Source organism: Paraburkholderia lebeckiae, assembly GCF_014201005.1.
Classification (GTDB): domain Bacteria; phylum Pseudomonadota; class Gammaproteobacteria; order Burkholderiales; family Burkholderiaceae; genus Paraburkholderia; species Paraburkholderia tuberum.
In genome coordinates this window covers 1-6,987 of record NZ_JACHDK010000024.1, presented here as the reverse complement: position 1 = coordinate 6,987, position 6,987 = coordinate 1, and the positions used below count along the sequence as shown (strand labels likewise).

Sequence of the window (6,987 nt, the reverse complement as noted above, 5' to 3'; positions counted from 1 at the left end):
TTAATCCCCCTTCCTTGTGGTTTCGTTCGCAGCGTGCGCCGCTTCGCGCTGACTCTCGACCAACGCGGCGAGCGTGTTGATCGAGCGAAAGTACTCGCGCGTGCGTTCGTCGTTCGCCGCGATGGTCAGTTGGTATTGTTTGCGCAGCACGATGCCGATCTCGAGCGCGTCGATCGAGTCGAGACCGATGCCGTCGGAACCGAACAACGGTGCATCGTCGTCGATATCGGCCGGGCTCAGGTCTTCGAGATCGAGAGCTTCGATCAGAAGCTTTTTAATTTCCAGTTTTAAAGAATCCATAATCGAACAGGTGCTTGGTAATGTGGGCTTCGACGGCATTCGTCACGCTGCGCGCCGCGATGGCCGCGCTCGTGTCGTGCGCGGCCAATTCGGCGATGCCGAGCGGCGCGAGCACGTTCACGCGCATCCGGAAAGCGCGCGCCGGCACGTCGTACCAGCGCATCTGCCGCGTGAACGCGGGCGGATCGCAATCCATCAACACCGGCACGATCGGCGCGCCGGCCTTCAGCGCCATATGCGCGAAGCCGCGCGAAAACGCGTGCAGCCGGTTCGGCGCGGGGCTGCGCGTGCCCTCGGGAAAAATGATCATCGTATAGCCGGCCGCGAGCTGCTTCGCGCCCGCGTCGACCAGCGCGGTCGCATCCGCGTTGCTCACGTATTCGGCCGCTCGCACGATGCCCCAAAAACACGGGTTGCGCCAGTGCGCGTGCTTCACGACACAGCACGCGCGCGGCGTCAGCGACAGCAGGACCATGACGTCGAGGTAAGTCGGGTGATTCGCGACGACGATCGCCGGCTCCCCGGCGCGCAACGCCTGTGCACCGGACACCTCGAGTTCCATCACGCCGAGACCGCGCAGCACCGCGACGAGCGCGCGGAAAAACCAGTGGATCACCGCGCTCACCGCGTGCTGCCGCGACGCGCGATGCGGCCAGAGCCACGCGAACGGAAACACCAGTACCGAAAACAGCACGCCGCACACGCCGAACCCGACGAAGGCAAGGCCGGTTGCGCAAAGACGCCATGCGTAATCAAGCCGCCCGGTCATCCCACCTCCAATGCCATACCGCGCCGGCGCCGTGCCAGCGCGCGGGCTCGCCGGTGTCGAGGCAGTGCAGCAGCGCCTGGCTCTGGGTCGGAAAGCTGGCGGCATCGCTCGAGGCGGTCCGGGACGCATCCCGGGGGTCGCCCGCATCCTCGTCAGCGCGGCTCAGCGAGCAGACGATGTGCCCGGCCGACGCATCTTTCTCCAGCAACAGCGCGATCGCGCCGCCCTGCACTTCGTCTTCGATCGTGCCGTACGCGAGATCGGCCGGTTCGTCGGCATACACGAGCAACACCGGCGCATCGGCATGCGTCGCATATTGCGCATACGCTTCCAGCAGCGCATAGCCGAGCGTTTGCGCACCGGCCGACACCGCGCTCGCAGCCGAACGGTCGCCGCGCGCGATGCCGAACACGCCGGTCATCGCGTTCAACACCGACAGGCTGAACGCGGTCGGCGACACCGGCTCGCCCGCGCTGATGCTGCGCAGGATGTCGGTGGTGCGCCGCAGTTCGCCATGCCGCGAGGCGAACACCACGCGCGCCGGCTCCTGCGCCACACAGTCGTGCGCGACCTTGAGCGCCACCTTGGACAGCGTGCTGAGACGCCGCCTCACGATCGGCTCGATAAAGCCGATGTCGGGTGCGGCAGATGCGGCCGCCGGCCAGCTAGACCAGCGACCGACCGGAATGGTCCAGTGCAGATCGGGCATATCGGTGTTCGCGCGTAGAAACGAGGAAAGGACTCAGGCGCCTGACGGAATACGCAGCCGTCACAGCAAGCGGCGCCGCGCGGACCGGAAACTTTCAGCCGGATCGAGCAGTCTTCTTTGCGGGAAATACAGGATTATCGGCAATCGGCCCCAATCATTTAGGCTCCGCTGACAATCGTGCGCACGGATTGTGGCCCGGGCTCCTTTTGTGGCCGAAATAATACTGAATATTCTGGATTAAATCAGCCAGAAAAGACGTATCCATCTGTATCCGCGTCCGCGAAACAACGGAATGTCAGGCGATTTGACGCCGCCGCCGACAATCGGCGAAACCCTTCATTCGACTTTCAGCGCATCTGTTACAGAGCGGTACGGCGCGATACCGGTGCGCCTGCGCAAGCAATCTTCGCCGCAACGGTACGTCCGCGCCTGCTATACTCCGGCCCTCATTGGGGAGTAGCCGCCCCGCGGCACGTCCGCACCGCTTCGCCGGTGCGTCGCACGTGTGGTTCGCGGGGGCGCCTGTCAACAGACTTGGCCTGCACGGCCATGGCAGTCGCAGCCTCTGGCCTGGCGAGACCGATGATCCACACGCGCCGCAACAGGGCCCGGCGTGTCGTGGGTCGTCGCTCGTTCATCTTCGGCCCGAGGAATCCATTCAACGTGAATCAAGCTTTTCTGATTTCGACCGGAGCGGTCGCGCTCGCCGAGATCGGCGACAAGACGCAACTGCTGTCGCTCGTGCTGGCCGCGCGCTATCGCAAGCCCGTACCGATCATTCTCGGCGTGCTCGCGGCGACGCTGATCAATCACGCGGGCGCCGGCGCGCTCGGCGCCTGGCTCGGCTCGATGCTGACGCCGACCATCATGCGCTGGGCGCTGGCGGCGTCGTTTATCGGCATGGGGCTGTGGATTCTCGTGCCCGACAAGCTCGACGACGAAGAAGCCAACACGAACCGCACGCACTTCGGCGTGTTCGGCGCCACGGTCGTCACCTTCTTCCTCGCGGAGATGGGCGACAAGACGCAGATTGCGACGGTCGCCCTCGCCGCGCGCTTTCACGATTTCTTCGGCGTGGTGGCCGGCACGACGCTCGGCATGATGATCGCGAACGTGCCGGCGATCCTGCTCGGCGACCGCTTCGCGCATCGTCTGCCGACCACGCTCGTGCACGCCATCGCCGCGGTCATGTTCGTCGTGCTGGGCGCGATGGCTTTGTTCGGGGTCGGGGTCTGAGCTACTGCGCGGCCTTCGGCGCCGACGCCGCGCCCCCGGGCGGCGCCGCCGCCGGCAGCGAAACTTCGTTCGCGTCCGCGCCGCCACCGCCGCCGAGCGGAATCTTCACGGTGTGCACCGCGCCGTTGGCCAGCGGGAAATCAGCCAGCGCGCTACGCGCAAGATATGGCATTGCCCGCACCAGCGACGACTCCTCGCCGACATTGCGCGCCGTGACGTTGTAGACCTCCCGGCCGCTCGCGCGCTCGGTGATCCGGATGCCGAGCAGATGCGTGAACACCGGGTAGCTCTGGTTCACGTACGTCGCCGGGAAAGGCCCCCACGGTCCCCACGGATCGAACGGCCGGCCCCAGTAAGGACCGGGCCACGGGTTGTAGTAGACCGGCTGCGCGACGGTCACGATGTCCGAGCGGATGCCATAGGCGAGCTCGACCAGATAGCGCGCGTCGTCGTGCGCGACTTCGCGGAACGCGTGCAAGGCGAGTTCGTTCGCGACGATCCGCTCGTAAGCGCTCAGTTCGAGATTGTTCTTCTGATCCTCGTGCCGCGTGAAGGCATAGGTGCGCGTCGCGTCGCTTCCGCGCCAGTCCGAGAACGCCGTGACCTGCGTGGTCACGTAGGTCGTGCAGCCGGATAGCAGCACCGTCAGCGCGACGAACAGCGGCGCGACGCGGCGGGTCCATCGATCGATGTTCATGGTTTGCCTCGTGATGCCTCTGATTGCATCTATTCTGCTTCAGTTAAAACTCTGCTTCAGTCGAGATTATTCCGTCGCGCGATCCGCTGCCCGGCGGACGATCCCGGCGCTCCGCCACGCGCGGCGCCCGATAATACGCTGACCTCGCCAGCCGGTAAAAGGTTCTTCCCCTGTCCGTCGAAAGCGGCAGCGCTACCCGGCGCCGAGACTCCGCTACCTTCCCTTCCGCACGATTGCCCGAGGCTTTGTACAATGAGCCGACCAAGCCCGGCTCGCGCGCCGTTTGCGCGCCCGACCGCTCGAGTACACCACTACAGAACGCCATGGCCGATACCGCAACGCCCAATGTGATCCGCCGCGCCGATTACGCGCCGCCCGCCTTCCTGATCGACACCGTCGCGCTGGAGTTCGATCTGGTTCCCGAACGCACGGTCGTCAGGAACACCATGCGTGTTCGCCGCAACCCGGATGCGTCGCGCGCCGCGCATCTCGAACTGATGGGCGAGCAACTGGAGTTCGTCAGCGCCGCGATCGACGGCAAGCCGTTCCCGAACGCGCACCCGCACGAGCACGGCCTGCTGCTCGACAATGTGCCGGACAGCTTCGAGCTGACCCTCACCAGCATCTGCAATCCCGCGGAAAACACCACGCTGTCGGGCCTGTACGTCTCGAGCGGCAACTTCTTCACGCAGTGCGAGGCCGAGGGCTTTCGTCGCATCACCTATTTCCTCGACCGCCCCGACGTGATGGCGAGCTTCACGGTTACGCTGCGCGCGAGCAAGGCCGACTATCCGGTGCTGCTGTCGAACGGCAATCTTCTGGAACAAGGCGAGTTGCCCGACGGCCGCCATTTCGCGCGCTGGGAAGACCCATTCAGGAAGCCGAGCTATCTGTTCGCGCTCGTCGCGGGCAAGCTCGTTGCGCTCGAAGAACGCGTGAAGACCGGCTCGGGCAAGGAAAAGCTGCTGCAGGTGTGGGTCGAGCCGCACGATCTCGACAAGACCCGTCACGCGATGGATTCGCTGATCCACTCGATCCGCTGGGACGAACAGCGCTTCGGGCTCGAGCTCGATCTGGACCGCTTCATGATCGTCGCGGTCAGCGACTTCAACATGGGCGCGATGGAGAACAAGGGGCTCAACATCTTCAACACGAAGTACGTGCTCGCGAACCCCGAAACGGCCACCGACAACGACTTCGCCAACATCGAGGCGGTGGTCGGCCACGAGTACTTCCACAACTGGACCGGCAATCGCGTGACGTGCCGCGACTGGTTCCAGCTGAGCCTGAAGGAAGGCCTGACGGTGTTGCGCGACCAGGAGTTCTCGGCCGACATGGCGGGCGGCGCCACCGACGAAGCCGCGCGCGCGACCAAGCGCATCGAGGACGTGCGAGTGCTGCGCCAGATGCAGTTCGCCGAGGACGCGGGCCCGATGGCGCATCCGGTGCGCCCGGAAAGCTACGTCGAGATCAACAACTTCTACACGATGACCGTCTACGAGAAAGGCTCGGAAGTCGTGCGGATGTATCAGACGCTGTTCGGCCGCGACGGCTTTCGCAACGGCATGGACCTGTACTTCAAGCGTCACGACGGCCAGGCCGTGACCTGCGACGACTTCCGTCACGCGCTCGCCGACGCGAACGGCCGCGACCTCGCGCAGTTCGAGCGCTGGTATAGCCAGGCCGGCACGCCGCGCGTGTCGGTGCGCACGCGCTACGACGCCGCGCAGCAGCGCTACAGCGTGACACTGCGCCAGGGCTACGGCGATGCCGTGCCGGCCGCGCGCGAAACGCAGAAGGGGCCGCTGCTGATTCCGTTCGCGATCGGTCTGATCGGCAAGGACGGCCGCGACCTGCCGCTGCAGCTCGACGGCGAGGCGAAGGCGTCGGAGTCGACCACGCGCGTGCTCGAATTCACGCAGACCGAGCAGACCTTCACGTTCGTCAACGTCGGGCAGGAACCGCTGCCGTCGCTGTTGCGCAATTTCTCTGCGCCGGTGATCGTCGAATACGACTACACGGGCGAACAGCTCGCGTTCCTGCTCGCGCACGACAGCGATCCGTTCAACCGCTGGGAAGCCGGCCAGCGGCTTGCCACGCGCGAGTTGCTCGCGCTGGCCACGCGCGCGGCCACGGGCGCGGCGCTGCAGTTCGACGACTCGGTGGTCGCCGCGTTCGCGCGCGTTTTGACCGACGAGACGCTGTCGCCGGCGTTCCGCGAGCTCGCACTGATGCTGCCGTCCGAAGCGTATCTCGCCGAGCAGATGGCCGAATCGAATCCGGCCGCGGTGCACGCGGCACGGCAGTTCGTGCGCAAGCGCCTCGCGAATGCGCTGCGTGACGACTGGCTGAAGGTCTACGAGCAGCATCGCACGCCGGGCGCCTATGAAACGACGCCCGAGGCCGCCGGTCATCGCGCGCTGAAGAATCTCGCGCTGTCGTATCTGACCGAACTCGACGACTCCGCGGACGCCGTGCGCCTCGCGGCCGCGCAATATGAAGCGGCGAACAACATGACGGACCGCGCGGCCGCGCTGTCGGCGCTGCTCAACGCGGCCGCGCCGCAAGGCGGCAGCCCCGAGGCGCAGCACGCGCTCGACGACTTCTATCGACGCTTCGAGAAGGAGCCGCTCGTCATCGACAAATGGTTCGCGTTGCAGGCCACCCAGCGCGGCGGCGCACGACATCCGGTGATCGATACGGTGCGCAAGCTGATGACGCATCCGGCCTTCAACCTGAAGAACCCGAACCGGGCGCGTTCGCTGATTTTCAGCTTCTGCGCGGCGAACCCCGCGCAGTTCCACGCGGCAGATGGCTCCGGCTACGCATTCTGGGCCGAGCAGGTGATCGCGCTCGACGCGCTCAATCCGCAGGTGGCCGCGCGCCTCGCGCGCTCGCTCGAACTGTGGCGACGCTTTACGCCGGCGCTGCGCGACAGCATGCGCGCGGCGCTCGAGAAAGTGGCCGCACAGGTCAAGTCGCGCGACGTGCGCGAGATCGTCGAGAAGGCGTTGGCGTGATGCCTCTCTGAGTTCTCGAGTCACATCGGAAAGCCGGCACGCGTTGCCGGCTTTTTTTCGCGTTGTTTTCAGCTGCGTTCACGCGCTCGTGTCGCGCCGTTAGCCGCTTGGCCGACTGTTCATCGGACCTCGCCGGGCAGAAGGTATACGTGCAGGTTTGACTTTCAATTACCCACATTTCTACAATGAATCCTGGTAACCTGGCGTGCGTCATGACGAGCGCGCGAGCAGAATGGCCGGGAAACGACAAGTAGAA

At 65.5% G+C, this 6,987-nt stretch carries 6 protein-coding genes and 1 riboswitch; of the genes, 2 read left to right on the top strand and 4 right to left on the bottom strand.

All coding sequences use genetic code 11. From position 1 onward, the window contains the following. From HDG39_RS29105 to HDG39_RS29095, 3 genes are read right to left on the bottom strand one after another with little or no spacing between them, the layout of a single operon-like run. Window positions 1-300 carry a phosphopantetheine-binding protein gene (locus HDG39_RS29105; protein WP_184010962.1) on the bottom strand — a complete coding sequence of 100 codons (300 nt, stop codon included), beginning with the start codon at window positions 298-300 and terminating at the stop codon, window positions 1-3. Next, the gene (locus HDG39_RS29100; RefSeq protein WP_184010960.1) at window positions 275-1,069 is read right to left on the bottom strand and encodes a lysophospholipid acyltransferase family protein; all 795 of its coding nucleotides are present in this window, start codon (window positions 1,067-1,069) and stop codon (window positions 275-277) included. Before HDG39_RS29100 ends, HDG39_RS29105 begins: the two co-directional genes overlap by 26 nt. After that, a complete protein-coding gene (locus tag HDG39_RS29095; RefSeq protein WP_184010958.1) occupies window positions 1,053-1,778 on the bottom strand; it encodes a beta-ketoacyl synthase chain length factor in 726 nt (241 codons plus the stop codon). Before HDG39_RS29095 ends, HDG39_RS29100 begins: the two co-directional genes overlap by 17 nt. A 439-nt stretch (window positions 1,779-2,217) precedes the next feature. Continuing rightward, window positions 2,218-2,431: riboswitch (yybP-ykoY riboswitch) on the top strand. A gap of 10 nt (window positions 2,432-2,441) precedes the next feature. Between HDG39_RS29095 and HDG39_RS29090 the strand changes: the two genes are divergently transcribed. Further along, window positions 2,442-3,014 (top strand): TMEM165/GDT1 family protein, encoded by a 573-nt coding sequence (locus HDG39_RS29090; RefSeq protein ID WP_184010956.1) that lies wholly within the window; start codon window positions 2,442-2,444, stop codon window positions 3,012-3,014. Between the two features lies 1 nt (window position 3,015). Here HDG39_RS29090 and HDG39_RS29085 read toward each other — a convergent pair whose 3' ends face one another. After that, on the bottom strand, window positions 3,016-3,711 hold the full coding sequence (locus HDG39_RS29085; protein WP_184010954.1) for a DUF4136 domain-containing protein: 696 nt from the start codon (window positions 3,709-3,711) through the stop codon (window positions 3,016-3,018). Window positions 3,712-4,034: 323 nt separating this feature from the next. On the opposite strand from HDG39_RS29085, the gene pepN reads away from it, so the two are divergent. Beyond that, a complete protein-coding gene (pepN, locus tag HDG39_RS29080) occupies window positions 4,035-6,731 on the top strand; it encodes an aminopeptidase N (protein WP_184010952.1) in 2,697 nt (898 codons plus the stop codon). The last annotated feature ends 256 nt before the right edge of the window (window positions 6,732-6,987 follow it).

Coding starts and splice junctions, on each gene's coding strand:
- HDG39_RS29105 (WP_184010962.1), bottom strand. CDS start 300: ATGGATTCTTTAAAACTGGAAATTAAAAAGCTTCTGATCGAAGCTCTC.
- HDG39_RS29095 (WP_184010958.1), bottom strand. CDS start 1,778: ATGCCCGATCTGCACTGGACCATTCCGGTCGGTCGCTGGTCTAGCTGG.
- HDG39_RS29085 (WP_184010954.1), bottom strand. CDS start 3,711: ATGAACATCGATCGATGGACCCGCCGCGTCGCGCCGCTGTTCGTCGCG.
- pepN (WP_184010952.1), top strand. CDS start 4,035: ATGGCCGATACCGCAACGCCCAATGTGATCCGCCGCGCCGATTACGCG.
- HDG39_RS29100 (WP_184010960.1), bottom strand. CDS start 1,069: ATGACCGGGCGGCTTGATTACGCATGGCGTCTTTGCGCAACCGGCCTT.